Here is a 25,529-nt window from a genome sequence, read left to right as displayed (position 1 = left end):
TCATGAAAGGCCGCCTGCTGGACGCCATACCGCTCAACAGCCTGACGGGCGTGGGCGCGGCACAAAGCAGTAAACTGGCGAAGATAGGCCTGCACACCGTGCAGGATCTCCTGCTCCACCTCCCCCTGCGCTACGAAGACCGTACTCAGCTTTATAAGATTGGCGATCTGCTGCCCGCTATTTACGCCACCGTTGAAGGGGAAGTGCTGAACTGCAACATCACCTTTGGCGGACGCAGGATGATGACCTGCCAGATCAGCGACGGCACCGGCATTCTCACCATGCGCTTTTTCAACTTCAATGCGGCAATGAAAAACAGCCTTGCCACTGGACGACGCGTACTTGCGTACGGTGAAGCCAAACGGGGCAAATACGGCGCGGAGATGATCCACCCGGAATACCGCGTGCAGGGCGATCTCAGCTCACCTGAGCTACAGGAGACGCTCACGCCGGTCTATCCAACCACTGAAGGCATTAAGCAGGCTACGCTGCGCAAGCTCACCGACCAGGCGCTGGAGCTGCTTGATACCTGCGCCATTAACGAGCTGCTGCCGCCGGAGCTGGCGCAGGGCATGATGAGCCTGCCGGAGGCGTTGCGCACCCTGCACCGTCCACCGCCAACGCTTCAGCTTGTTGATTTAGAGAGCGGGAAACACCCCGCCCAACGGCGTCTTATCCTTGAGGAATTACTGGCTCACAACCTGAGCATGCTGGCCCTGCGCGCAGGTGCGCAGCGTTTCCACGCGCAGCCATTAAGCCAGCGTGATGAGCTCAAAGATAAGCTGCTGGCCTCACTGCCGTTTAAACCCACCGGCGCCCAGGCGCGGGTGACTGCCGAGATCGAACGCGATATGGCGCTGGATGTGCCAATGATGCGCCTGGTGCAGGGCGACGTGGGTTCCGGTAAAACGCTGGTCGCCGCGCTGGCCGCTTTGCGCGCCATCGCCCACGGTAAGCAGGTGGCGCTGATGGCGCCGACGGAACTGCTGGCCGAGCAGCACGCCAACAATTTCCGGAACTGGTTTGCCCCGCTGGGAATTGAAGTGGGCTGGCTGGCCGGGAAGCAGAAGGGCAAAGCGCGCCTTGCGCAGCAGGAAGCCATTGCCAGCGGGCAGGTGCAGATGATTGTCGGCACGCACGCCATTTTCCAGGAACAGGTGCAGTTTAACGGCCTGGCGCTGGTGATTATCGACGAACAGCACCGCTTTGGTGTTCATCAGCGTCTGGCGCTGTGGGAGAAAGGTCTGCAACAGGGCTTCCACCCACATCAGCTGATCATGACCGCCACGCCGATTCCGCGCACCCTGGCGATGACGGCCTATGCCGATCTGGATACCTCCACCATCGACGAACTCCCCCCGGGCCGTACGCCGGTGACGACGGTCGCCATTCCGGACACGCGCCGCAACGACATCATTGACCGCGTGCGCAACGCCTGCACCCACGAAGGACGTCAGGCTTACTGGGTCTGTACCCTGATTGAAGAGTCTGAGCTGCTGGAAGCGCAGGCTGCCGAAGCCACGTGGGAAGAGTTAAAGCTCGCCCTGCCGGAGCTGAACGTCGGTCTGGTTCACGGGCGCATGAAGCCTGCCGAGAAGCAGGCGGTGATGCAGTCGTTCAAACAGGGCGAGCTGCATTTGCTGATCGCGACCACGGTCATCGAAGTGGGCGTGGACGTGCCGAACTCCAGCCTGATGATTATTGAGAACCCGGAGCGCCTGGGCCTGGCGCAGCTCCACCAGCTACGAGGCCGCGTGGGCCGTGGTGCGATCGCCTCTCACTGCGTGCTGCTCTACAAAGCCCCTCTGTCGAAAACCGCGCAGATGCGTTTGCAGGTATTACGCGACAGCAATGACGGCTTCGTCATTGCGCAAAAAGATCTGGAGATCCGCGGCCCGGGCGAATTGCTGGGCACGCGTCAGACGGGTAACGCCGAGTTTAAAGTGGCGGATTTATTGCGCGATCAGGCCATGATCCCCGAAGTACAACGCCTTGCGCGTCATATTCATGAACGCTACCCCGAACAGGCGGCAGCGTTAATTGAACGCTGGATGCCGGAAACCGAGCGGTATTCCAACGCCTGACGGTCAGCCAAACATCGGCAGCATCAGGTAGAGCTTAATGACCAGCGCGTTGACGATATCAATGAAGAATGCGCCCACCATCGGCACCACCAGAAACGCCATGTGCGACGGGCCGAACCGTTCGGTGATCGCCTGCATATTAGCGATGGCCGTTGGCGTCGCTCCCAGACCAAATCCACAGTGACCCGCAGCCAGTACCGCCGCATCATAGTTTTTGCCCATCATGCGCCAGGTAACAAAGATGGCATACAGCGCCATGAACACGGCCTGCACCGCCAGGATCGCCACCATCGGCAGCGCCAGCGAGGCCAGTTCCCACAGCTTGAGGCTCATCAGCGCCATCGCCAGGAACAGCGACAGGCTGACGTTCCCCAGCACGGACACTGCGCGCTCAAAGACGCGGTAGAAGCCCATCTGCGCCAGACCGTTGCTCAGGATCACCCCGATAAACAGCACGCAGACAAAGGTTGGCAGTTCGAAAGCCGTTCCCGCCAGCCATTGCGCAACGATTTTGCCCACGGTAAGGCAGATGGCAATCATGGCGATGGTTTCAATCATCACCAGCGAGGTGATGCTGCGGCCAACGTCCGGTTTTTCAAATGCCGTCGGCACCATTTCATCGTCTGGCCTGCCTTCCGGCGTGGTGGAGTGTTTCACCAGATAGCGCGCCACCGGGCCGCCAATCAGCCCGCCAAGCACCAGGCCAAAGGTCGCGCAGGCCATTGCCACTTCCGTTGCGTTTTCAAAGCCATAGCGTTCGATGAACAGCTTGCTCCACGCCGCGCCCGTTCCGTGGCCACCTGACAGGGTAATCGACCCCGCCAGCAGACCCATCAGCGGATCCAGCCCCAGCAATGACGCCATACCGATGCCGATGGCGTTTTGCATCAGCAGCAGGCCCACCACAACAATCAGAAACACGCCCAGCACCTTGCCGCCCGAACGCAGGCTTGCGAGGTTAGCGTTCAGGCCGATAGTGGCAAAGAAGGCCAGCATCAACGGATCTTTCAGGGACATATCAAAATCGATTTCCCAGCCCATGCTTTTTTTCAGCACCAGCAGGGCCAGCGCCACCAGCAATCCACCGGCGACAGGTTCAGGAATGGTGTACTTTTTCAGAAAGGAAACACTGTGTACCAGCTTGCGACCAAGCAGAAGAACCAGCGTTGCGGCAACAAGGGTCGACAACGTATCGAGATGAATCATAAAAGGCTCCTGTTATGCGCGTGTTCCATACACACGCGGCGTTATCCTGGGCCGGGTGATGCTCGTCATGAGCCGCCGGCGCGAAAAGTGTAATTTTTTTTTCCTGTTCGTTGTAGAAAACCTGCTCACACCGGCAGATTTTCTCTCTTTTTTTTGCTGGCAATCGTTTGCTTTTACCAGGTGGTCAGCTAAAATGCCCGCTTTTCCACCGTGGGATTGCCGCCGATGTCTGTTAACACTCTGGAGTCTGCTGATGCGCAACCGATTGCGCAGAAGCAAAACAGCGAACTGATTTACCGCCTTGAAGATCGTCCCCCGCTGCCTCAAACCCTGTTTGCCGCCTGCCAGCACCTGCTGGCGATGTTCGTTGCGGTCATCACGCCGGCTCTGCTGATTTGCCAGGCGCTGGGGTTACCGGCGCAGGATACGCAACACATCATCAGTATGTCTCTGTTCGCTTCCGGCGTGGCCTCCATCATTCAAATTAAAGCCTGGGGTCCGGTGGGCTCGGGTTTGCTGTCGATTCAGGGCACCAGCTTTAACTTTGTGGCGCCGCTGATCATGGGCGGTACGGCACTGAAAACCGGCGGCGCAGATGTCCCGACGATGATGGCGGCGCTTTTCGGCACCCTGATGCTGGCAAGCTGCACAGAGATGATCATTTCCCGCGTTCTGCACCTGGCGCGCCGGGTGATCACCCCGCTGGTCTCCGGCGTGGTGGTGATGATTATCGGCCTGTCACTGATCCAGGTGGGTCTGACCTCCATCGGGGGCGGCTACGCGGCAATGAGCGACCATACCTTCGGCGCGCCGAAAAACCTGCTGCTGGCAGGCGTCGTGCTGGCGATCATTATTCTGCTTAACCGCCAGCGTAACCCGTACCTGCGCGTGGCATCGCTGGTGATCGCCATGGCGGCCGGTTACCTGCTGGCGTGGGCGCTGGGCATGCTGCCGGAAAACACCACCCCAACCAACAGCGCGTTGATTACCGTGCCAACGCCGCTCTACTACGGCCTGGGCATTGACTGGAGTCTGCTCCTGCCGCTGATGCTGGTCTTTATGATCACTTCGCTGGAAACCATTGGCGATATCACCGCCACCTCCGACGTGTCCGAGCAGCCGGTCTCCGGCCCACTGTACATGAAACGTCTGAAAGGCGGCGTGCTGGCGAACGGACTGAACTCGTTTGTCTCGGCGGTGTTCAACACCTTCCCGAACTCCTGCTTTGGCCAGAACAACGGCGTGATCCAGCTGACCGGCGTGGCCAGCCGCTACGTGGGCTTCGTGGTAGCGCTGATGCTGGTGGTCCTCGGCCTGTTCCCGGCGGTGAGCGGGTTTGTGCAGCACATCCCTGAGCCGGTGCTGGGCGGCGCGACGCTGGTCATGTTCGGTACCATCGCGGCCTCTGGCGTGCGTATCGTCTCCCGCGAGCCGCTGAACCGCCGCGCAATCATGATTATTGCGCTGTCTCTCGCCGTAGGGCTTGGCGTCTCCCAGCAGCCGATGATTTTGCAGTTTGCCCCGGACTGGGTGAAAAACCTGCTCTCTTCCGGCATCGCCGCGGGCGGTATTACCGCTATTGTGCTGAATCTCATTTTCCCGCCTGAAAAGAACTGATCCCCACACGGCAGGCTGTCAATGCCTGCCGTGACATCTCTTTACACCATTCCCGCCTTGAGCATTGCGCATAAATCGTGCATAACACCCTTATGTGCGTTTCGCGGGAAGGAAGACCATGAAATTTATTGGAAAGCTGCTTATCTATCTTCTGGTAGCCCTGCTCATTGTAGTGCTCGCCTTTTATTTTCTGCTCCAGACCCGCTGGGGCGCATCGCAGGTCAGCAGCTGGATCACGGTGAATACCGATTACGAGCTCAACTTTGACCTGATGGATCACCGCTTTTCATCCCCTTCTCACATCCTTCTGGAAAACGTTACCTTCGGACGAGATGGCAAACCGGCCACGCTGGTCGCTAAAAAAGTGGATATTGGCTTAAGCAGCCGCCAGATCACCGACCCGCTGCATATGGATGCCATCACCCTGTTCGATGGCACGCTGAATTTATCGCCGCAGACGGCGCCGCTGCCGTTCCAGGCCGACCGTCTGCAACTGAATAACATGGCCTTTAACAGCCCGAATACGGAGTGGGATCTCAGTGCGCAAAAGGTGACCGGCGGCGTCAGCCCGTGGCAGCCCGAGGCGGGGAACGTACTCGGGAAAAATGCGCAAATCCAGATGAGCGCCGGGTCGCTCACGCTCAACGGCATACCGGCCAACAACGTGCTGATTCAGGGACAACTCAACGGCAAAGAGGTGGTGCTTAATACCATCGGTGCCGATATGTCGCGCGGCTCGCTGACGGGCTCGGCTCTGCGTAATGCCGACGGTGGCTGGGTTATCAACACCCTGCGTCTGAATGAGATCCGCCTGCAAAGCGACAAATCGCTGCTGGATTTCTTCGCCCCTCTCTCCACCCTGCCTTCGTTACAGATTGGGCGGCTGGAAGTGACCGATGCCCGTCTACAGGGGCCAGACTGGGCGGTAACCGACCTCGATCTCAGCCTGCGTAACCTCACCCTGAGTAAAGGGGACTGGCAAAGCCAGGAGGGACGGTTATCCATGAACGCCAGCGAATTTATTTACGGCTCGCTGCATCTGTTTGACCCTATCCTGAATGCGGAATTCTCCCCGCAGGGCATTGCGCTGCGTCAGTTCACCTCCCGCTGGGAAGGGGGCATGGTGCGTACCTCCGGCAACTGGCTGCGCGAGGGTCAGGCGCTGGTGCTGGACGACGTTGCCATTGCCGGGCTGGAATATACGCTTCCGGAAAACTGGAAAACGCTGTGGATGGACCCGCTCCCGGCATGGCTGAACAGCGTAACGCTGAAAAAATTCGGCCTGAGCCGCAACCTGGTGATCGACATCGATCCGGCGTTCCCGTGGCAGATCACCTCCCTCGACGGTTATGGCGCTAATCTGCGGCTGGCGCAGGATCACAAGTGGGGCGTGTGGGGCGGTAACGCAACCCTCAACGGGGCGGCAGCAACCTTTAACCGCGTCGACGTGCGTCGCCCGTCGCTGGCGCTGAATGCCAACGCCGCAACGGTAAATATTACCGATCTGAGCGCCTTTACCGAGAAAGGGATCCTGGAAGCGACCGCCACCGTGTCACAGCTGCCACAGCGACAAACCACCGTGAGCCTGAACGGGCGCGGTGTACCACTCAACGTTTTGCAGCAGTGGGGCTGGCCAGCGCTGCCGATTGCGGGCGACGGCAATATTCAGCTCACCGCCAGCGGAAGCGTGCAGGCCAATGCGCCGCTGAAGCCGACGGTGAATGGGAAGCTGAGCGCAGTGAATATGGATAAACGGCAGGTGCAACAGACGATGACCGGCGGGATGGTGTCTACGGTGGCTCCGGCACAGTAAAAAGCCGGGTGGCGGCTTCGCCTTACCCGGCCTACGAGGTTTTGGTTCCTTCTACCGTGGGTGAGGGCATCAGACCGCATAATTACCGTAGGCCCGGTAAGCGAAGCGCCACCGGGCATTTTTCCAGCTCAGAGGTGAACCACCACCTCATCCCCCTCGGCTTTCACCACCACACCCCATTCGCTGCCCGCATGTGAACCGCCTTTTACGCCGCCGACCTTCTGCACGTTGCGCAAGCACACCGACCAGTTTTGCGCATCTCCCGCGCCGGTAAAGGTCACGACGTCGCCCTGACGTGACGCCTTCAGCGCAAACACTACAGAACCGTCCGCCGCAGGCACTTCACTCACCGCCGTTGCGCCATCGCTCAGGTTAAAGAGCTGGAAGGCCGTCCCCTCGTGCCACGCATAGTCCGGCTTCTGGTTATTATTGCCGAGCGCCAGCAGTGTGTTGTCGCGCACATAGACCGGCAGGCTCTGGAAATCGTGCTGCTGCTTATGCCAGCGGCTACCCTCGATTTCATCGTTGTGCCACAGGTGCGTCCAGCGCCCTTCCGGCAGGTAGAACTGCACGTCGCCCGCCTCGGAGAACACCGGCGCCACCATCATTGAATCCCCCAACATGTACTGGCGGTCGAGGTAATCGCACGCCGGATCGTCCGGGAACTCCAGCATCATCGCCCGCAGCATCGGCGTGCCGAACTCGCGGGCCAGCGCCGCCTGACGATACAGGTACGGCATCAGCTGGCATTTCAGCTGCGTGAAGTGGCGCACCACATCGCAGGACTCGTCATCGTACGCCCACGGCACGCGGTAGGATTTGCTGCCGTGCAGGCGGCTGTGGCTGGAGAACAGCCCGAACGCGCACCAGCGTTTGTAGACGTGCGCCGGAGCGGTGTTTTCGAACCCGCCGATATCGTGGCTCCAGAACCCGAAGCCGGACAGGCCAATCGACAGCCCGCCGCGCAGGCTTTCGGCCATCGACTCATAGTTGGCGTAGCAGTCGCCACCCCAGTGTACCGGGAACTGTTGCGCACCCACGGAGGCAGAACGGGCAAACAGCACCGCCTCTTCTTCTCCCACCGTCTCTTTCAGCACGTTCCACACCAGTTCGTTGTAGATGTAGGCGTAATGGTTATGCATCTTCTGCGGATCGGAACCGTCAAACCACTGGACCTCCGTCGGGATACGCTCGCCGAAGTCGGTCTTGAAGCAGTCGACGCCGATCTCCACCAGGCCTTTCAGTTTGTCCGCATACCACCTGCACGCGTCCGGGTTGGTGAAGTCGTAGATCGCCAGCCCCGGCTGCCATTTGTCCCACTGCCACAGGGAGCCGTCCGGGCGCTTGAGCAGGTAGCCCTTCTCTTTCAACTCCCGGAAGATCGGCGATTTCTGGCCGATGTACGGGTTGATCCACACGCAGACCTTCAGCCCTTTCTCTTTCAGGCGGCGGATCATGCCTTCCGGATCGGGGAAGGTCACCGGGTCCCACTCGAAGTCGCACCACTGGAAGGCCTTCATCCAGAAGCAGTCGAAGTGGAACACGTGCAGCGGCAGGTCGCGCTCGGCCATGCCGTCGATAAAGCTGTTAACCGTCGCTTCGTCGTAGTTGGTGGTGAACGAGGTGGTCAGCCACAGGCCGAACGACCACGCAGGCGGCAGCGCCGGACTGCCGGTGAAGCGGGTATAGCGGTTCAGCACTTCTTTCGGCGTCGGGCCGTCGATCACGAAGTACTCCAGATACTCCCCTTCCACGCTGAACTGCACTTTGGAGACTTTTTCGGAGCCGACTTCAAACGAGACGTTCTCCGGGTGATTCACCAGCACGCCGTAGCCGCGGTTGGTCAGGTAGAACGGGATGTTTTTGTAGGACTGCTCGGTGCTGGTGCCCCCGTCGCGGTTCCAGGTTTCGACCGTCTGGCCGTTGCGCACCAGCGCGGTAAAGCGCTCGCCCAGGCCGTAGACCGTTTCCCCCACGCCCAGATCCAGACGTTCAAACACATAGTTGCGATCGGTATTGCTGTCCTGCACGTAGCCGTTGTTTTTCAGCTGGCTGCCGGTAATGCGCTGGCCGTTGCGCAGGAAATCCAGCGCCCAGAACTCGCCTTTGGCGACGCGCACGCTGACGCTGCCGCTTTTCAGCTCGGCAAATTCGGCGTTGTTTTCAATCTCAACTTTTACATCCTTCAGAACGTTCAGCGGATAGTGCGGGCCGTTGTTCAGCGCACCCTGGAAGTGCTCAATGCGCACCCCGACAATCCCTTCCTGCGGGGCAAACAGGCGCACCGTGAACATCAACGTGTCGAGCTGCCAGGTGCGTTCGCGCACGTCACGCGGCGCCACATACACCACCAGGTCATTGCCCTGCTGCTCCACGTCGAACACCTGCACCGGATAGGTCACATTCAGGCCCGGTTGAATAAGCCAGTTTCCATCACTGATTTTCATGCTTACGTCCTCTTAGTTCTGCAATTCTTTGCTGACCGGCAGGTTTTCAAACTCCTGCTGATTGCGGCGCGCGCCCTGCGCCAGCTCGCGCAGAATTTTGGTCAGGAAGGGGGTTTTCAGCGTGTAGTAGCGCCTGGCGATAATGGCGCTCAGCACGTAACAGATCGCCGGTGCCAGGGTAAACAGGCCGATGATGATGCTGATGGTCGCGCTGTTCTGGGTTTTGGCTGCCGCGTCGTAGCCGCCGCCTGCCAGCATCCAGCCGATCATCGCCCCGCCCAGCGCCAGGCCGAGCTTCAGCACGAACAGCGTGCCCGCAAAGCTGATGCCGGTCAGTCGTTTGCCGTTGGTCCATTCGCCGTAGTCGACGGTATCGGACATCATTACCCACTGAATCGGCGTCACCAGTTGGTGCAGCACGCCGATAACGAAGATGAAGCCGAACATCAGGACGGTGGCATGCATCGGCACGAAGAACATCGCCACGCTAACCACCGCCAGCGCGGCGTTGGTCCACCAGAAGATGCTGACCTTGCACTTCCAGTCGGTGAGCGGTTTCGCCAGCGCGGAGCCAATAAGATTGCCGACGCAGTAGGTGGTGAGGAAGGCGACGAACACCTCCGGCGAGCCCATGATCCAGGTGCAGTAGTACATCATCGCGCCCCCGCGCACGCAGACGGCGAGAATGTTGAGGATGGTGAGCACGCCGACGATGCGCCACTGGTCGTTGTGCCAGATGTCGCGCAGGTCTTCCCGCATGGAGGTGGTGCTCGGCGGCACCTGGATGCGCTCTTTGGTGGTGAAGAAGCAGAACGCCAGCATCAGGAACGCGACCACCGACAGCACGGCGATCCCGCCCTGAAAGCCGAATGCTTTGTCATCACCGCCAATCAGGTTCACCAGTGGCATCATCAGCACCGTAGAGAGCATACCGCCCGCCGTCGCCAGCACAAAGCGCCAGGACTGGAGGGAGATACGCTGCGTCGGGTCGTTGGTGATCACGCCGCCCAGCGCGCAGTACGGGATGTTGACCACGGTATAGAGCAGGGTCAGCAGGGTGTAGGTAACGGCGGCGTAAACCATTTTACCGTTGAGGCTGAGGTCCGGCGTGGTATACGCCAGCACGCAGACGATGCCGAACGGAATGGCGCCGAACAAAATCCACGGACGGAACTTGCCCCAGCGGCTGCGGGTGCGGTCGGCAATCAGGCCCATGCACGGGTCGGAGATCGCATCCAGCGCGCGGGCCAGCAGGAACATGGTGCCGACAAACCCGGCGGGAATACCAAAAATATCGGTGTAGAAAAACATCATATAAAGCATGACGTTATCAAAAATGATATGGCTGGCGGCGTCTCCCATGCCGTAGCCAATCTTCTCTTTTACTGACAGGACTTCGCTCATATTTTTATCCTTCACGCTGTAGGGGGCGCTGAGACCGGTTACCGTTTTTTAAACCATTGTTTCAGGGGCGGGTATTGCGTTTTCTGGTTAAGAGATTACGTTTCTTGTTTTTTGTGATCGGGATAAAAGTTGATGAGCACGAAATGCTAACCTGAGGATTTTCTTAAGAATTAGCTGAAACAGGGGGGTTAAGGTCAAAAGAGAGGTGAAAAAAGTGGTGTGGGGTATGTGGTAAATGTCTGAAAGTAGCTATAATGCGCCCCGCCTCCATGTAGCAATGCAGGCGCGGAAGATCGTCATCTCCGGTGAGGTGGCTGGACTTCAAATCCAGTTGGGGGCGCCAGCGTTCCCGGGCAGGTTCGACTCCTGTGATCTTCCGCCAAAATTCATATAATTAATTTTTTCAAATATCCATTCTTAAAGCATATAATATCTTTATAACTATCACTAAGGAAGTGTTATATGAATATATTATTTGGCATGGAAACAAAAGATATAATTATGACAGCAGCAGTTATTGTTGGCCCTGTTCTTGCTGTTCAAATACAAAAAACATTAGAGCAATTCAGAGAAAGAAAACAAAGCCGCTTATCGATATTCAGAACTTTAATGTCTACTAGAGCTCAAAGATTGCATAGAGAACATGTGCAAGCATTAAATATGATCGATCTAGAGTTTTATGGAAGAAAACTCCCAATAATAAGAATCAGATACCAAACCAAGAAAGAACAAACTGTTACTCATGCCTGGAAAAGTTATAATAGCCATCTAAATAAAATCAATGACTACCCAGATATTAATATTTGGATATCCAAATCCGATGATCTTTTTACTGACTTGCTCTACGCTCTTTCGCAAGCAATGAATTACGATTTTGATAAAGTACAATTACAAAGAGACTGCTATAGGCCAATTGCTCATGGCGATTTAGAAACAACACAAGCAAATATCTTAAAAGGGTTAGAAAAAGTTTTCTCTGGCGATACAGCCTTACCGATGTTCATCACTAATGCTCCCATGAATAATTCAAATCAGAATGATGAAGTCATGCCTGAAACAACAACTGATTTCGATACAGAAACACGCTGACATATTCATGCTTTCGGTGAAATACCCTTAGCTCGTAACGCCTCTCTCGCCAACTCCTTTAACCAGCTAGCGAGGCTCACCCCTTCCTCAGCCGCTACCGCATCCAACTGTTCCTTCAATGCCGGATCAATACGCATCTTAAACTGCGGAGACTGCCCGCCGCCTTTTGGTTTTTTTTCGCGCGATATGATTAACATGAGGCCACCTATCCATCTACTCTGATACATATAGGAGGCCACCTAAACCCCCTGTATTTCAACGCCCCGATGTGCGGGAACACAACCGGAGCGTCTAACCTCACCAACTATCAAGGAGTTGATTATGGCTGATTCGCATTCTACCCCAGACACCGACCAATCCGGAACCGAGCGTTCGTTAATTGTGGGATACCGCCCGAATGTTTACGACAAATCCACGCCGAAAATCATCCTTTCCGGTAAGTGGTTGCGCGCAGCGGGGTTTGATACCGGACAGCAGGTCACGGTAAAGGTCATGAAAGGATGCATCGTTCTGGTGGCGTATAACGAGCAGGAGCAGCGTTTGCAGGACGATTATAAACGGACGAAAGCAAAGCTTATTGAGATAGAGGACGCGCTTGCAGCGATCCAAATTCCACATGCTGGAAAGCGCCTCGCAAAATCAAATACAAACCACCTGGCTTAGCGCCTATTTCTGGCATACTACGAGCTTGCAGGCATCAACCTTATGAAGCGGAGGCAGCATGACATATGAGGAATTAATAAATTCTCCAGCCGGTGAGTTTGTCATGTTTGCCAGCAAGGATGGAAAAGTTCGCATTGAATGCCGCTTCGAAAGCGATACGTTGTGGCTCTCACAGGCCACGATCTGTGAGTTATACGGCAAAGCCAAAGCTACGATCAGCGGGCATATCAAGAATATTTTTGATGAGGGTGAACTGGTCGAAAATTCAGTTGTTCGGTTTTACCGAACAACTGCCAGCGATGGTAAAGTATATAACGTTCAATACTTTAGCCTGCCCGTCATTCTCGCCATCGGCTATCGCGTCCGATCCACGCGAGGTACGCAGTTCCGCCAGTGGGCCACCCAAACGCTCCAGGAATACCTGGTTAAAGGCTTCGTTATGGACGACGAGCGCCTGAAAAATCCGCCTGTGGGATCTTCCGCCGTCCCTGACTATTTCGATGAAATGCTGGAACGCATTCGCGATATACGTGCCAGCGAACGCCGGGTCTATCTTCGCGTGAGGGAGATTTTCGCATTAGCTGCTGACTATCAGCCGTCGCTCAAAGAAACCACGCAATTCTTTCAGACCATCCAGAATAAACTGCATTTTGCCTGCACTGGGCACACCGCTGCTGAGTTGATTCACCAACGTGCGGACGCCACTCAACCGCATATGGGGCTGACCAGCTATAAATGCGAAGAAGTCCGTAAAAGCGATGTCACCACCGCAAAAAATTATCTGTCTCAGGATGAGGTGAGCGAGCTTAATCGCGTCGTTAATATGTGGCTCGATTTTGCCGAAGATCAGGCCAAACGCCGCAAGCAGGTATTTTTACGAGACTGGCAAACCAAGCTCGATCAGTTTCTGCAATTTAATGACCGGGACGTTTTAGAAGGAGCAGGCAAAATCAGCAAGAAAACGGCTGATGAAAAGGCGTGCTCAGAATACCTCGAGTTTGAAAAAAAGCAGCGCCTGCTGAAAGAAGCCGAAGGTAAGAAAGATATCGCCGGCTTATTAAAATGGGATAAGCAGGCTAAGCGCTAATCCCGGCATAGGTTCATTATTTAATGATATTCATCATTTCAATATTTGATGCTTTTTTTAGTGACTATTATTCTTGCGATGGAAGAATAGTCATAAATCAACCTTATAAATTTTTAAACGTCAATTGATACCATCCATATCTCGCAACTACAACTTTCTATTAAACCAACCAAAATTCTTTAACATTCCTGTTTTGAAATGAAAGTCACAATTTAAATCCATAATGAAGAGTAGTTTCCCTCAGTCTATAAAAGGAGATTGAGATGGCTATACCTGTTTACTTATGGCTCGAGGATGATTCAGGCCGGAGGATTAATGGTTCTGTCGATATAAAATATCGCGAAGGTTCAATAGAAGTGATTGAATTTATGCATTCTATAGAACAACCTATAGATAAATTCTCCGGTAAAATCACTGCAAAACGCATTTGTAGTACCTATGCATTCATGAAAGAGATTGATTCATCATCCTCTTATCTATACAAAGCCTTATGCACTGGGCAAACACTTAAAAAAGCAGAGTTCATATTTTACAGAATCAACTATAACGGACTTGAAGAGGCTTACTTTAAGACAACTTTAGAAAATGCAAGAGTAGTTCAAATTGAACCACTCATGTTTGACATTAAACTACCGCGAAACGAACGCTATACACATTGTGAATATGTAGATCTAACATATGAAAAAATAACATGGCATTACATAGATGGAAACATCATTCATTCTGATACCTGGAAGGAACGCGCTTAAGGAGAAAGTATGTCCTGGGAATATGATGTAAAAGAGCACAAATTTTATCTTGATGGTGTTTATCAGTTCGATGCAGATTATGCAGGAGCAAGTGGTTACAAAAACGATCCATCTCATGAATGTGTAAAAAACAGTGGGCCTCTACCTCGAGGGAAATACACAATTGGTTCCCCTCATAATTCAGCCCACACCGGGAAATATACTCTCAGCCTCACGCCCTACTCGACAAATGAGATGTGTGGTAGAGACTCATTTAAAATACATGGTAAAAGCAGTTTGCACCCTGACGACTCTTCAGAGGGCTGCATCATTGCTCCTCTGAGTGCGAGAAGAAGCATCTGGAAAAGCAACGATACGGTGTTGATTGTCAAATGAAGCGTTTAATTTGTTCATTGCCATTACTCGTTGCAGTCAGTTCGCATGTCTCAGCATCTGAAATGACCGGCTTCGCAATACAGTATTACGATGAAGACGGCTCGCTGACGGAAATTTCAACCATAGTGCCCCTTTCCCCGACCATCACGATCGGCAAGAAAACGGTTCAGATGGAAGTTACTCATCTGTCTCAGATTTTCAGTACATACGTGGAGAAAGACAGCTCCGCGCACTGGATCTGCCTTCATGACGACGATGGCACCAATTATTGGTTCATTTCAGATAACGAAATGGGTGCAGGGCTGTTAACTGCGCTAGCCATATCCAGGGATGGCATCCATAAAGAATGTGTGAATACAACGGAACGAGTCAGTGTCTCAGTCTCTGGCGTTCCATTGTTAAATGCCACTCACGGGGATTTAGTTGAATTGTTCGGCAAAAAAGCAATCGGCAACAGAAAAAAGATCCTGCTTTATCAGGAGACACCTGTACAGGATGGATTTGTTCAGAACAATACCGTCTCTTATTACTTCGATGGCGAAAAAGTGCGTGGTGTAATCATCGGGCAAATAACCAGTAACTAGCTTGCAGGCTCCCTCTTTTACAGAAGAGGGCGTTAAGCCTGTCCACTCAACCGCATATGCAACAGCGGAAACGGATTCCCCTGCCCGTCCAGCTCCGAGCGCCCGACCTGCTCAAACCCCATATGACGATAAAACGCCACCCCCTGCGGATTCTGCTCGTTCACATCCACTTCATTTACGCCGAATTCTGCAATGGCATATTGCAGCAGCATTTTCCCGATACCCTTCCCCCGGCTCGCATCATCCACAAACAGCATTTCAATGCGATTTTTATCCACGCCCAAAAAGCCGTGAATAATACCCACGTCATCCCGGGCAATCACAACCCTGAGATTAGGCAAATATGCGTTGAGCAATAACGGACGCAGCGCCGCGATATCGCTTTCCTGCAAAAAGCGGTGCGTGGCGCGAACGGACGACTCCCAGACTGCGACGAGGCGTTCAAATTGTGAGGGGTGTGCGGCTTCTATTTTCATGATGATATTCCGGTTGAGTAAAGTTTCAGGGCAGCAATGTAATAATATTCAGCTCTGCGACGTGCGCCACACGCCAGGCGTACAACCATACTCCGTCTGAAAATGACGAATAAAGTGCGCGCAGTCGCTGAACCCCATCCGCTGCGCAATATCCGTCACGCTTTGCTGTGAGTTCTTCAGCAGCCAGCAAGCATAGCGCAGTCTGGCACTGCGGATAAATTCGCGGGCCGTTTTGCCGAATTCTGCGTGGAACAGACGGTTGAGCTGGCGTTCACTCAATGCCACTTCTCGCGCAAGCCCGGCGGTGGTGAGCGGCCGGGTCAGGAACTGTTCTATCAGCATGACGGCGCGGCGCAACCGCGAGTCAGGGATAAGCGCAAAATTCGCCGGACGCGGGGTGGCAATTTCATGCGGAACGAGCGACAAACGCTGACAGGTGGTGCTGGCGATATCATCCCCGGCATGGGCGCGGATAAGCTCAGTTGCCAGCGTCAGGGTGGAAATACCGCCCGGGCAGGTCAGCACATCGCCATCGTCGATGAAATCATACCCTTGCTCAGCATAAACCAGCGGGAAAGCCTGCCGAAATGCATCAAGGTGGAAAGGATGGATGGACGCTCGTCGTTCATTCAGCAATCCTTCCTGTGCGAGCACAAAACTGCCGGTGCCAATGCCAATGAGCGGAACCCCGGCATGGTGGGCATGTGCCAGATATGCTTTATCCCCCTGATACCCTAAGTCCAGATACTGCAATTCACCGCCGATAACAGCAAGATAGTTAAAACTGTCCGGCGGCGCATGGGGGGAATCCGGTCTCATGATAATCCCCGCATTGCTGATAATCGGGATATCAGGAAATTCACTTATCAGGCTGATTTTAAATGCTAATTTATCCTGAGCTTTCGCTGCATAACGCAGCGCCTCCAGCAACCCGGAGACGGCCAGGAGTGAATAACGGGGCCATAATATCAACCCAATATGCAGACACTTTTCCGGTACTGATTTCCCCCCATCGGAGGAGTCAAATACACTTTTCATTTACTTGCCAAATTTAAAATTAATTACATTATCGCAACATGATCTGTCGCACTTTTTATTTCTAAGGTAATCCTGATATTTTAAATCAAGCATAAATGAGACGGGAGGAAAATATAATGTTTTTCTCGTTTATATCATTCTTTTTTTGAACCACGACACACATATGTCGGTAATGTTCCTAAGGTAAAGATATAGTTACCATTATGTTGTTCATTGATCCGCATATAAATACTCTTGCCCGGATAGACAAAGAATTGCGGTTCATATTTTTCCAGCCAGCTGTCTTCGACATTATCGTCCGGGAACGTCATATTTTTTTCTGACGTCAGCAAATAGAGATGATCTTGTCTCTCCACCCGAAAGGAAATTTTCCTGTCAATGGTTTTACCCGGATCGCTCTTTGCCCGGCCATTCATGCTCAGGGTGCCGAGTTTCCCGTCGAAGGTGTAATTCAGCCAGACCGTCAGCGTCTCATCCGGATGGTGCTGTACCAGATTAGCCTGGCATGAAAAAGGCTGAACGTAAGTTCGGTGCCACAGGTAATAGCCCGTCAGCACGCCTGCGGTGACGAGGCCCGTCACGATGATATACAGCATCTGCCGAAAACGAGTCATGCTAGCTATCCTTCAGGAAATAATCAGATATACAGCGGTTCGGCTCTTTCATTGGCCGGTCGCAGCGAATAACCGACGCACGAGGAAGCAGAGCGTACCAGCTGATGTAAACCCAGGGATATTGCGCGCATTCAGCCTTGAATTGTTCCACATAGGTCAGCGCGGAAGCGCGTTCAGCGTGAGTCTGAATGTCGTTCGCAAGATAAACGCGACAGGCTCCGACGGATGCCGCAAAACGGTAATCCTCAACAAAACGGTTTTCTGTGGCGTTCATATATCCCGTCACGCCTGCCCCGGCCAGGACGATCAATAGACCCATGACAACAGCCAGCCAGCGCGTGGGCTTCCTGGCAACGGGTGTTGCTGGCTCGGAGGGTGCAGAGACCTCCTCGATCGCTGGCGCCTCCCCACATTGTTCCTCTGCGGGTTGAGGCGCGACGGGTGAAGACTCTCTGACGGTTATTTGCGTGTCGCTTGCCAGCGTCAACCCAATCCGCGGAATGGTAACGATAGGGTCAGTTTCAAAACCAATCTTTTTGAGCCCTTTGCGCAGGATGGAGATGTTCTGGTAATAGGTATTGGAGGAGACAAGCATGCCGCGGCTTTGCCAGACAATATCAAGGAACTCTTGCTGAGTGACAATCGACCCCGCTCTGTCGATTAATAACAACAGGCATCGGCCTGCTGGCGAATTTAACACAACCACACGGTCAGGATTGTTGATATCACGTAACGTGCTGGCCGCAGGATGAAATTCGACGATATTATTTATAATGTAATGCTTATGCATAGGGGCAGTATGAATTCTCCGGTTAACAGATGTTGAACCTGGGTCACCGCATGTATGGGATGACATTCACGTCGGGATTAATGTGACTGATTAACGTCATGCTGTATATCTTCGCCATTGGCGAAAAATCTTAATTTATATTTCATCCCTTAAGCTTCACTGAACCTGCATAAGAACTCAACCCTTGTAGAATGCGGCTTGCAGAGCCGCTTCATCCACGATCATCCTCATTATGATGTTTTGTGAAGTGAATTTCCGCTCCACAGAAGTATCTGACTACCGGCAGCATCTCATTTATCAGGGCCTCATCTTTTGGCGCACTCCTCGCCTCTTGACATTGACAAATATCTACATAAAAAAACATTGTACGCCACGGACATGCGTGTCTAAAATATTCAGCACCCTTAAGCCTTAAGTTTTCTCAACCTGATCAGTATCAATAACTTACATGGTTTTTGTATGCTTTTAAGCCACCTTTCTATCAGTTTTTATCGATGATAACATTCGTAAATTGTTATTCCCCGTCAGCAACTTCACACCCGCACTGACACCAGACGACAAACTCCTTACAAAACATTTATCAAAGCTAAATTTTCATTAAAAATAGCGGCTATCATAATTTACAGAAAGCGAAGCGGAATAAGACCAATCAGAGGGAAGCGTCGTAACCGGTCTCGATCTTAGTAATTAATACAATTTTAGATTAATTCAGATTACCTCTTTATTGGCCGACGTATAGTAGGCCTACAGTATGCAATACGTCATTGCTTCGAGAATACTGGCGATAACCTTATAAATAATTCGCCTGATTACTATTATAAATCGAGGAATAACATGACGAACAATAGCCAAATAACACAGCATATAACTGTTGCACTGATGGGCGGCGATCATTATGCAAGAAACGGCATTAAAACGTTATTAAGCAGCATCCGCGACGACCTTCACATCATTATCATCGAAGGAGGTTATCAGGAACTGGATAAGGCGCTGTCGTCGATTCGTATCGATATCTTATTTATATCCGGCGCAGAGAAATACCATACAGGGTATGACTCACTGAAATATTTAAAAAAAATCAAAGTCACGCAGCCTGAAGTGATTATCTGCCTGTACTCAACCTCTGCCCATTCCCTGTTATGGGTCCGGGAAGATATTGATGCCTATATCTCGCTACAGAACACGGTTTATCAGTGGCGGATAAAGCTAGCAAAAATGGTCGATAGCCATTATCGACCCCAAAAGCAGCCAGCGGCGTTATCGCTGACGCCTGGAGAAAGGAGGGTATTAAAGGAACTCAGGAACGGACTGGATATACGTTACATCGCAGAACTGGAGAAACTTTCTTATCGCCGCGTGAGCGCCTTAAAAAGCTCAGCGATAAGGAAACTCGGGCTCAGGAATAAGACAGATTTGCTGGTCTTTTTAACCAGTTAGACCTGCCGCTTTCAGAGCAAATCTCGTAATAAAAAAATCAAGGAACTATGAAATGAAAGCACGCCTTACTTGCCATTCTCTGCTGGCATTAAGCATTGCCGCCCTGCTGCCAGCGGGCTCAGCACTGGCCGCCACCACCAGCGGCGGCACGGTTAACTTCAGCGGTAAAGTGGTGACCTCCGCCTGTGCCATCAGCGCCGGTAGCGCCAATATCGACGTCGACATGGGTGAAGTGCGTACCGCCACGCTGGCTGCCGCAGGCAGTGAAGCCAGTACCGCAAAAGCCTTCTCCATCACCCTGGAAGATTGCGAAATCGCCGATACCTCCGCGTCCACGGAAGATAACCCTATTGCCGCAACGACCGTGGCTATCACCTTCACCGGTACACCGGACAGTACCGATGTGAATAGCCTGGCCGCGGGAGTAAACGGCGGCGCGGGCTCGGCGCAGCATGTCGCTATCCGTCTTTATGACGAACAGGGCAACGTCGTCAGGCTGGGTGAGCCGGCAGCAGCGATCCCCCTGCGTGCGGGGGCGAACATCCTGAACTTCAGCGCGAAATATTACTCCCCACTGGGCAACGCCACGGCGGGTGATGCCAGCGCGGTCGCCACCTACACCGTGACCTATTCGTAATCTTCAGGCCCGGTCTGCTGGCCGGGTCTGACTCAGCTTTCAGGAGACGCACTATGCGCGTAAACACATGGATTTGTCTGGCTGGCACGTTATGTTCATCCGCCGTGTACGCAGGCGGCGTGGGGTTAGGCGCAACGCGGCTGATTTACACCGGCGCGGCTACGCAGACGATGATGCAGGTAAGAAATACCCACCCTGATGCCACGTTTCTGATCCAGTCCTGGATGGAAGACGAGAAAGGGAGCCGTACCAACGACTTCGTCATCACGCCGCCGCTGTACGTCATGAAGCCCGCCAGCGAAAGCGCGGTGAAAATCATGTTCAGCGGCGACGCCCTGCCAGCCGATCGCGAGACGCTGTACTGGATGACGGTCAAAGCTATCCCACAGCAGGTTAAAAACGGTTCCGGCAATTCGCTGCAATTCGCCTCTGCCAACCGCATCAAGGTCTTTTATCGCCCGGAGCGGCTCAGGGAAGGTGCAGGGGAGGCATGGAAAAACCTTGCCGGCGCCTACCGCGCGGGCAAGGTCACGCTGACCAACCCAACGCCGTATTACCTCACCACCATTAACGTGAAAATTGATGGCAGGCCGGTGTCGCCCGTCATGGTACCGCCGAAATCCAGCGTGACGCTGGCAGACACCTTCAGCCATGCGAGCAGCTTAAGCTACCAGACGATTAACGATTATGGCGCCTGGACGCCCGTTACCCGCACGTCATTGTCCCAATAATAAAAACAGTAAGGCGTGACCACATGAAAATTAAAATCCTGTGCGCCACGGCGATCGCCCTGGTGATTCGGCAAGCCGTGGCTGCCGAAAGCGAGCTGCAATTTAATCCTGCGTTTCTCAACGGCGAGCGCGCCAACAGCGCCGATCTCGCCTGGGTCAACGCCGGGAGCGCGTTGCCGCCGGGCGAGTACAATCTTAACGTGTATATCAACACCCAGTTCGCGTTCACAGGTAACGTCACGTTTCGCGTCGCTGAAAACACCGCCGGTGAAGCCCTGCCGTGCCTTACGCCTGCGCAATTCGCCGCACTTGGCATCGACAGCCGTCAGGCTAAAGGGGGTGAGCTGCCGCCTGCGCAGCGCTGCATTTTTTTAACCCAGTCATTCGCCGATACCCGGTTTGATTTTGACCAGAGGACGCTTACCCTCAACTTCACCGTACCGCAAAGCGCGATGCGCGCTCTGCCGCGCGGGTACGTCAGCCCGGAGAGCTGGGAGTCCGGCATCCCTGCCGCGTGGCTGAACTATGTGGTCAATGGCGCGAATAATGACTACCGGGGCGAGACGCGCACGCGGGAACAACAGCTGTTTGTGAGCCTCAACAGCGGCGCCAACCTGGGCGCATGGCGGCTGCGTGATTTCACCACGTGGACCAAAGAGAGTAACGAGCTCACCCACGTCCAGACCTGGCTACAGCGGGATATCCGCGCCCTGCTTGCCCAGGTTTATGCCGGTGAAACGTTCACCTCATCGCAGGTGTTTGACGCCGTTGGCCTGCGTGGGGTTGCCCTGAAGACCGATGACAATATGTTGCCCGCCAGCCTGAGCGGTTACGCGCCCGAAGTGCGTGGCATCGCGCGCGGCAATGCCACGGTGACGGTTCGCCAGAACGGTAACGTCATCTATCAAACCTCCGTTCCGCCGGGAGCGTTTGTGCTGAAAGATCTCTATCCGACCTCTTCCGGCGGCGATCTCGCGGTCACCATTCAGGAGAGCGACGGTAGCCAGACGCAATACACCCTGCCCTTTGCCAGCGTGCCGAATCTGGTGCGTAACGGTCAGGTCAAATATGCTCTGGGTGCGGGGAAATACCGCCCTGCGGGCAATCAGATCTCGCCCTCCTTCGCGCAGGGCGAGCTGTTCCTGGGCTGGCGATACGGCCTCACGTTTTATGGCGGGGCGCAGTTTTCCGATCGCTACAACGGCCTGGCCTTCGGTATCGGGCAGAATCTCGGCCGCTTTGGCGCCTACTCCCTCGACCTCACCCATGCCCGCAGCCAGCTGGCTGATAACCAGCACTACACCGGTGATTCGGTGCGCCTGCGGTACAGCAAGCTGCTGAACGATATCGGTACGCGAGTCAATTTCTTCTCGCTGCGTTACTCAACGGCAGGGTTTTATACCCTCAGCGATACCACTTACAAAGGCATGGCGGGCGGAGCGCCAAAACAGACCGTGGAAGACGATGGCACCGTCACCACTCACTACGACACGGTTTACAACCTGCATATGTCGCGTAAGGCAAAAAATCAGCTGCTGTTGTCGCAGCCGATGGGCGAATACGGCGCGCTGTCGCTGTCCTGGGATCAACAAACCTACTGGAATACGTCAAAAACCACGCAAAGTTTGCAGTTCGCGTGGAACGCGACGTTTCGTAACCTGTCGCTTGGCATCAGCGCCCAGCGTAGCTCTGGCCTGTACGACAACAAGAAAGACAATATCCTCGCGTTGTCCCTGTCGGTGCCGCTGGGTAACCCGGCGCTGTCGACCCGTCTCCGTTTTACCGCTACCCATGCGGATCCCGCTGGCACCACCGCCAGTACCGGTGTCAGTGGTATCTGCCGGGGCAGGAGAATCTTTTCTATAGCGTCAACCAGCGCTACAGCGCGCAGCAGCACTACGGCGGCGATGCCGCGCTGCAATACGAGGGCGCGTGGGGAGACTATAACCTGGGCTACAGCTACGCCGGTGACTCCCGCAACCTCAGTTACGGGATGAGCGGCGGTGCGGTGCTGCATGAGGATGGTCTGACGCTGAGCCAGCCGCTCGGGAACACCAATATTCTGGTGAAAGCCCCGGGCGCCAGCCATGTCGCCGTGCTCAACCACAAGGGCATCAAAACCGACAGCCGGGGCTATGCGGTGATCCCGTACGCCACGCCGTATCGCGTTAATCAGGTTGCGCTGGATGTCACCACCGTGGGCAATGACGTGGAACTTGAGAACGCCATCGCCAATAAAATCCCCACCGACGGGGCACTGGTTCGCGCCACCCTCACCACGCGTCAGGGGGCAAAAGCGATGTTTATCGTACGTCACGCTAAAGACGTGCTCCCCTTCGGTACGCTGGTCTCGTCAGAGGATGACAAAGCCAGCGGTATCGTCGGCGACGGCGGCAGCGTGTATCTGACCGGCCTGTCAGCGCAGGGAACCTTGCATGCCGTATGGGGGCGCAACAGCGCCCAGCGCTGCACGATCCGCTATGCGTTGAACCCGCAGAATTATCACGCCCGCACCGGGCTTTATTCCCAGGAGGTCATATGTCAGTAACCATCCGGTTCCTCCCCCTGATCCTGCTGATGTTCATCACCGTTCCCGCGCGCGGCTATGACGTGCTGGTTTCCGTGACCGGCAACGTGATCGGCAATACCTGCATTGTCTCGGAAGATTCGAAGGAGCAAAACGTGCCGCTGGGCACCCTCGGCGTGAAGCAATTTAGCGAGGCGGGCGCGGTCAGCAATATCAAAACGCCCTTCACGCTCACCCTTGAAGCATGCGGCCCCACCTTTGCTGGTGTGAAAGTCCGCTTCAGCGGTACGCCGGATGACGAAAACCCGCAGCTTCTGAAAGTCGCTGACGGCGGCGCGACCGGCGTGGCGGTGCAGATTCTGGATAAAGACAGCGTACTTATCCCGCTGGACACCCAAACCGCTGCTTACGGCGCGGCGGGGGATGACAGCGTAAAAATGACCTTCTATGCGCGACTGGCCGCCACGGGTGCGCCGGTCAATGCCGGAGACGTTTCGGCAGTGGCAACCTGGACGACGGAGTATCAATAATGCGTTTACTGTTTTTAGCCCTGTTTTTCATGTCCTCTCAGGCACTTGCCCTCTCCTGGACATCGGATATCACCCTTTCGCCAACGCCTATGTCGTGGTCCGGCCCGGCAGACTCCATCGTGCCTGGAAAGACGATCGGCTCTGAATGGAGCGCCTCTGCGAGCGTCTCGGAAGTGTTCTGGTGCGGCCTGGTATTTACCTGCTCCAAAGGGACGCTGGAGCCGAGCAGCAGTATAACCGCCACCGGCATCACGGTTATTCTTGATGGCGCAAATTACATGGTATTTGAAACGGGCGTGCCCGGCATCGGCTTCATTCTTGGGCTTAAAGATTATAACGGCACCACCTATGTCCCGATGCAGACGGGCATTACGCAGAGCTATCCGGCCGATGGGACTAACGGTTACGCCACCGCACTGGGCTGGTCGGCAAAAGTGACGTTTATCAAGACCGGCGTTCCGCTGAAATCCGGCGTATACCAGACCCCGACCATTAACGCGGCGATCCTGACGGCCTATAACAACGAAGTGAAAACCGCGCAGGTGATCATCAACCCCACCACCATCACGGTGACGGCAAGCGGCTGCACGGTAGGCACGAAAAGCGCCAACGTCGACCTGGGCACCATTGATATTCACACGCTGCCCAGCGTAGGCAGCACCTCGCCGTCGGGGGAGTTTAACGTCAGCCTGACCTGCGATGAGAACGTGGCGGTTAACGCAGTGATGACCGATCAGACCACACCGTCAAATACCTCGTCGGTCGTGACGCTGACCGGGGACTCCACGGCCTCCGGCATTGGCGTACAGTTTTTCTATAACGGTACCGGGCCGCTGATGATGGGGCCGGACAGCTCGTCCGCAGGTACGACGGGACAGTTTTTCATCCAGACCACCAGCTCGGCACAAACGCTGTCCCTGCCGTTCCAGGCGCAGTACATCCGAACCGGTGAACTGGTCCCCGGCTCGGCCAACGCCCTGGCAAGCATCACCTTTTCGTATCAGTAGGTTAGTGCTTCACCCACACCAGCTGATCGACCCGGAAGCCCAGCTCGCGTGCGGTGTTCAGGTAGTCCTGTTTTACCGCATCCGGAATGGTCGGGGTGCGCGATAAAATCCACAGATAGTCGCGGTTCGGGCCGCTGACCAGCGCGTACTGGTACTTATCATCCAGCTTGATCACGTTATAGCCGCCGTAGAACGGGCCGAAGAACGATACCTTCAGCGCAGCCGTGGTCGGTTCGCCGGTAAAGTACGCCTTTCCTTCGCTCTCATTCCATTTTTTCTTCACCGGATCGTAGCCGCGGTTCAGTACGCTGATACCGCCATCGCTGCGCTTGCCGTACGTCGCGGTGACCTGTTCCAGACCGCGCTCGAAGCGATTTTCCAGTCGGGCGACTTCATACCATTTGCCGAGATAGCGGCTGGCATCAAAGCCGGTAATGGGCTGCACGCCTTTCGGCGGCGTGGGAGATTTACAGGCAACCAGCGTCAGCGCAATGGCGACACCGGTAACGACAGGCCATAGCCTCATGAGAACTCCTTTCATTTACGCGGTTGGACGTTAAGTGTAGCGCACCCGTGCGGCGCTTCATCCCGTCGGGGAATATTCGTAGTATATTGAGACAACTC

23 protein-coding genes, 1 tRNA gene and 1 pseudogene are annotated in these 25,529 nt (G+C 54.6%); 16 read left to right on the top strand and 9 right to left on the bottom strand.

The window, feature by feature from the left end:
• Positions 1-2 precede the first annotated feature (2 nt).
• Entirely contained in the window at positions 3-2,084 is a 2,082-nt protein-coding gene (gene recG / locus ACQG1Y_RS00565) for an ATP-dependent DNA helicase RecG (RefSeq protein WP_033486998.1), read from the top strand.
• 3 nt (positions 2,085-2,087) lie between these two features.
• On the opposite strand, the gene gltS is transcribed toward recG, so the two are convergent.
• Positions 2,088-3,290, bottom strand: coding sequence for a sodium/glutamate symporter (gene gltS / locus ACQG1Y_RS00560; protein WP_006812438.1), 1,203 nt, complete (start codon positions 3,288-3,290; stop codon positions 2,088-2,090).
• Positions 3,291-3,515: 225 nt separating this feature from the next.
• Between gltS and xanP the strand changes: the two genes are divergently transcribed.
• Positions 3,516-4,907: a xanthine/proton symporter XanP gene (gene xanP, locus ACQG1Y_RS00555; RefSeq protein WP_015570053.1), complete on the top strand. Its 1,392-nt coding sequence runs from the start codon at positions 3,516-3,518 to the stop codon at positions 4,905-4,907.
• A 118-nt stretch (positions 4,908-5,025) separates the two neighbouring features.
• Positions 5,026-6,720, top strand: a complete 1,695-nt coding sequence (locus tag ACQG1Y_RS00550) for an AsmA family protein (protein WP_063135322.1) — start codon at positions 5,026-5,028, stop codon at positions 6,718-6,720.
• Between the two features lie 128 nt (positions 6,721-6,848).
• Here ACQG1Y_RS00550 and yicI read toward each other — a convergent pair whose 3' ends face one another.
• Together yicI and ACQG1Y_RS00540 are read right to left on the bottom strand one after the other, a co-directional pair.
• Positions 6,849-9,167, bottom strand: coding sequence for an alpha-xylosidase (gene yicI, locus ACQG1Y_RS00545; protein WP_032104029.1), 2,319 nt, complete (start codon positions 9,165-9,167; stop codon positions 6,849-6,851).
• A gap of 12 nt (positions 9,168-9,179) precedes the next feature.
• Positions 9,180-10,571, bottom strand: coding sequence for a glycoside-pentoside-hexuronide family transporter (locus ACQG1Y_RS00540; RefSeq protein WP_368740454.1), 1,392 nt, complete (start codon positions 10,569-10,571; stop codon positions 9,180-9,182).
• Positions 10,572-10,858: 287 nt separating this feature from the next.
• On the opposite strand from ACQG1Y_RS00540, the gene ACQG1Y_RS00535 reads away from it, so the two are divergent.
• Together ACQG1Y_RS00535 and ACQG1Y_RS00530 are read left to right on the top strand one after the other, a co-directional pair.
• Positions 10,859-10,953 (top strand) — tRNA-Sec (locus ACQG1Y_RS00535).
• Between the two features lie 80 nt (positions 10,954-11,033).
• Positions 11,034-11,660, top strand: coding sequence for a DUF6680 family protein (locus ACQG1Y_RS00530; protein ID WP_050595187.1), 627 nt, complete (start codon positions 11,034-11,036; stop codon positions 11,658-11,660).
• Positions 11,661-11,665: 5 nt separating this feature from the next.
• Here the strand turns inward: ACQG1Y_RS00530 and ACQG1Y_RS00525 are convergent, their stop codons facing one another.
• A complete protein-coding gene (locus ACQG1Y_RS00525) occupies positions 11,666-11,857 on the bottom strand; it encodes a toxin-antitoxin system HicB family antitoxin (protein ID WP_368740453.1) in 192 nt (63 codons plus the stop codon).
• Between the two features lie 124 nt (positions 11,858-11,981).
• Here ACQG1Y_RS00525 and ACQG1Y_RS00520 point away from each other — a divergent pair, with 124 nt between their 5' ends.
• The 5 genes from ACQG1Y_RS00520 (at position 11,982) to ACQG1Y_RS00500 (ending at position 15,118) form a co-directional block, all read left to right on the top strand.
• Complete coding sequence (locus tag ACQG1Y_RS00520; RefSeq protein ID WP_006812446.1) at positions 11,982-12,323, top strand: SymE family type I addiction module toxin; 342 nt, start codon at positions 11,982-11,984, stop codon at positions 12,321-12,323.
• A gap of 58 nt (positions 12,324-12,381) precedes the next feature.
• On the top strand, positions 12,382-13,410 hold the full coding sequence (locus ACQG1Y_RS00515; RefSeq protein ID WP_071963934.1) for a virulence RhuM family protein: 1,029 nt from the start codon (positions 12,382-12,384) through the stop codon (positions 13,408-13,410).
• Between the two features lie 263 nt (positions 13,411-13,673).
• Entirely contained in the window at positions 13,674-14,159 is a 486-nt protein-coding gene (tssD, locus tag ACQG1Y_RS00510) for a type VI secretion system tube protein TssD (protein ID WP_032652094.1), read from the top strand.
• 9 nt (positions 14,160-14,168) lie between these two features.
• Positions 14,169-14,534: a tlde1 domain-containing protein gene (locus ACQG1Y_RS00505; RefSeq protein ID WP_071963931.1), complete on the top strand. Its 366-nt coding sequence runs from the start codon at positions 14,169-14,171 to the stop codon at positions 14,532-14,534.
• Positions 14,531-15,118: a hypothetical protein gene (locus ACQG1Y_RS00500; RefSeq protein ID WP_229224468.1), complete on the top strand. Its 588-nt coding sequence runs from the start codon at positions 14,531-14,533 to the stop codon at positions 15,116-15,118. The genes ACQG1Y_RS00505 and ACQG1Y_RS00500 overlap by 4 nt, the downstream gene beginning before the upstream one ends.
• Positions 15,119-15,150: 32 nt before the next feature.
• On the opposite strand, the gene ACQG1Y_RS00495 is transcribed toward ACQG1Y_RS00500, so the two are convergent.
• The 4 genes from ACQG1Y_RS00495 to ACQG1Y_RS00480 all read right to left on the bottom strand — a co-directional run bounded on the left by ACQG1Y_RS00495 (position 15,151) and on the right by ACQG1Y_RS00480 (position 18,036).
• Positions 15,151-15,594 (bottom strand): GNAT family N-acetyltransferase, encoded by a 444-nt coding sequence (locus ACQG1Y_RS00495; protein ID WP_017383639.1) that lies wholly within the window; start codon positions 15,592-15,594, stop codon positions 15,151-15,153.
• A 48-nt stretch (positions 15,595-15,642) separates the two neighbouring features.
• Complete coding sequence (locus ACQG1Y_RS00490; protein ID WP_223230145.1) at positions 15,643-16,413, bottom strand: GlxA family transcriptional regulator; 771 nt, start codon at positions 16,411-16,413, stop codon at positions 15,643-15,645.
• A gap of 353 nt (positions 16,414-16,766) precedes the next feature.
• Positions 16,767-17,246: a hypothetical protein gene (locus ACQG1Y_RS00485; protein WP_017383641.1), complete on the bottom strand. Its 480-nt coding sequence runs from the start codon at positions 17,244-17,246 to the stop codon at positions 16,767-16,769.
• 1 nt (position 17,247) lies between these two features.
• The gene (locus ACQG1Y_RS00480; RefSeq protein WP_032668878.1) at positions 17,248-18,036 is read right to left on the bottom strand and encodes a winged helix-turn-helix domain-containing protein; all 789 of its coding nucleotides are present in this window, start codon (positions 18,034-18,036) and stop codon (positions 17,248-17,250) included.
• Positions 18,037-18,870: 834 nt separating this feature from the next.
• On the opposite strand from ACQG1Y_RS00480, the gene ACQG1Y_RS00475 reads away from it, so the two are divergent.
• The 6 genes and pseudogenes from ACQG1Y_RS00475 to ACQG1Y_RS00450 all read left to right on the top strand — a co-directional run bounded on the left by ACQG1Y_RS00475 (position 18,871) and on the right by ACQG1Y_RS00450 (position 24,905).
• On the top strand, positions 18,871-19,473 hold the full coding sequence (locus ACQG1Y_RS00475; protein WP_015570068.1) for a helix-turn-helix domain-containing protein: 603 nt from the start codon (positions 18,871-18,873) through the stop codon (positions 19,471-19,473).
• 52 nt (positions 19,474-19,525) lie between these two features.
• Positions 19,526-20,110 carry a fimbrial protein gene (locus ACQG1Y_RS00470; protein WP_015570069.1) on the top strand — a complete coding sequence of 195 codons (585 nt, stop codon included), beginning with the start codon at positions 19,526-19,528 and terminating at the stop codon, positions 20,108-20,110.
• Positions 20,111-20,163: 53 nt separating this feature from the next.
• Positions 20,164-20,841: a fimbrial biogenesis chaperone gene (locus ACQG1Y_RS00465; RefSeq protein WP_032104018.1), complete on the top strand. Its 678-nt coding sequence runs from the start codon at positions 20,164-20,166 to the stop codon at positions 20,839-20,841.
• A gap of 23 nt (positions 20,842-20,864) precedes the next feature.
• A pseudogene (locus ACQG1Y_RS00460) lies at positions 20,865-23,389 on the top strand (fimbria/pilus outer membrane usher protein).
• A complete protein-coding gene (locus tag ACQG1Y_RS00455) occupies positions 23,380-23,898 on the top strand; it encodes a fimbrial protein (RefSeq protein ID WP_047726340.1) in 519 nt (172 codons plus the stop codon). The pseudogene ACQG1Y_RS00460 and the gene ACQG1Y_RS00455 overlap by 10 nt, the downstream one beginning before the upstream one ends.
• On the top strand, positions 23,898-24,905 hold the full coding sequence (locus ACQG1Y_RS00450) for a fimbrial protein (RefSeq protein ID WP_017383645.1): 1,008 nt from the start codon (positions 23,898-23,900) through the stop codon (positions 24,903-24,905). Before ACQG1Y_RS00455 ends, ACQG1Y_RS00450 begins: the two co-directional genes overlap by 1 nt.
• A gap of 1 nt (position 24,906) precedes the next feature.
• Here the strand turns inward: ACQG1Y_RS00450 and ACQG1Y_RS00445 are convergent, their stop codons facing one another.
• The gene (locus ACQG1Y_RS00445; protein ID WP_015570073.1) at positions 24,907-25,431 is read right to left on the bottom strand and encodes a lipocalin family protein; all 525 of its coding nucleotides are present in this window, start codon (positions 25,429-25,431) and stop codon (positions 24,907-24,909) included.
• Between the last annotated feature and the right edge of the window lie 98 nt (positions 25,432-25,529).

This window comes from Enterobacter cloacae complex sp. 397G4 (genome assembly GCF_050031515.1).
Taxonomy (GTDB): domain Bacteria; phylum Pseudomonadota; class Gammaproteobacteria; order Enterobacterales; family Enterobacteriaceae; genus Enterobacter; species Enterobacter hormaechei_C.
This window is presented reverse-complemented; position numbering and strand designations above follow the sequence as displayed.